The 1,267-nt window shown below is 64.5% G+C and carries 1 protein-coding gene; it reads left to right on the forward strand.

Annotated features, from left to right (window positions below):
• Positions 1–48 precede the first annotated feature (48 nt).
• A complete protein-coding gene (locus tag AC1DDO_RS23005; protein ID WP_476868120.1) occupies positions 49–1,233 on the forward strand; it encodes an IS30 family transposase in 1,185 nt (394 codons plus the stop codon).
• Positions 1,234–1,267 lie beyond the last annotated feature (34 nt).

The raw sequence follows: 1,267 nt of genomic DNA on the forward strand, positions 1-1,267 counted from the left end.
CGGCAGAGTCATATGGTCGCAGCAACGCTCTGATTGATGGAGCGTTAGATGGCCAGAGTGTTTTCCCTGGATGCGCGCACTGAATTCTTCGATTTGGTATGCGCAGGGATGTCGATCCTGGGTGCCGCCCGGCGTGTCGGTGCGTCGGGCGGCACCGGGACGAATTGGTGGGCCGAGTCTGGTCAGATGACCATAGTTATGGGTCCCGGCGGCGGTCTCGCGGATCCGGTTCCCGCCCCGGAAGGGCCGGGAGGGCGGGCCTTGAGCGCGGAGGAGCGGGGCATGATCCAGATGGGCCGGAGAAGTGGGCTCAGTTATGCCGGGATTGCCAAGGCGATCGGCCGCAACAAGTCCGTGGTCTGGCGTGAGGTGAACCGTAACACGGGCCCGGACAGGGAGTATTACGCCTCCGTGGCCCATGCGCGGGCCCACCAAGCCAGGCGCCGGCCCAAGCCGTTGAAACTCCTCCTGAACGAGCCGCTCTGCGGGCTGATCGGGGTGTGGATGGATGACGGGTGGAGCCCGAAACTAATCTCCTCGATGTTGGCGTTTCACTTCGGCGATGATCAGACTATGCAGGTGAGCCACGAGACGATCTACCAGGCGCTATACGTTCAAACCCGCGGAAGTCTGCGGGCGGACCTGGCGGAAAAGCTCAGCCTGAAACGGAAGAAACGCATCCCCCACACCGCGGACCGGCATAAGAACAGCCCCTACAAGGAAGCGTTCAAGATCAGTGAGCGGCCCGCCGAGGCCCAGGACCGGGCGGTCCCCGGGCACTGGGAAGGTGATCTCATCATCGGCTCCGACGGGACAGCGATCGGCACCCTTGTTGAACGCTCGACCCGGTTCACGATCCTCCTCCACCTCCCCGGGAACCACACCGCCGACACCGTTGCGGCCGCGATGATCCGGGAGATGGGCCAGCTCCCGGATCACCTGCGACGGTCGATCACCTGGGACCGGGGCTCGGAACTCGCGGAGTATGCCCGGATCCAGACCGCACTGGACACCACGCTCTACTTCTGCGACCCGCACTCACCTTGGCAACGCGGGTCCAACGAGAACACCAACCGCCTCCTCAGGTTCTGGTTCGAGAAAGGCTCAGACCTCTCCGTCCACACCCCCGAGGACCTCCGGCTGGTCGCCGCGAAACTCAACCGCCGGCCCCGGCCCACCCTCAACCTCGAAACCCCAGCCAGCCGGCTGAACCAGCTGCTGCACGCAGCCTAAACCCCGGCGTTGCTCCCACCAGTTGACTTTGCCG

Source organism: Arthrobacter sp. 10N43, from assembly GCF_056394525.1.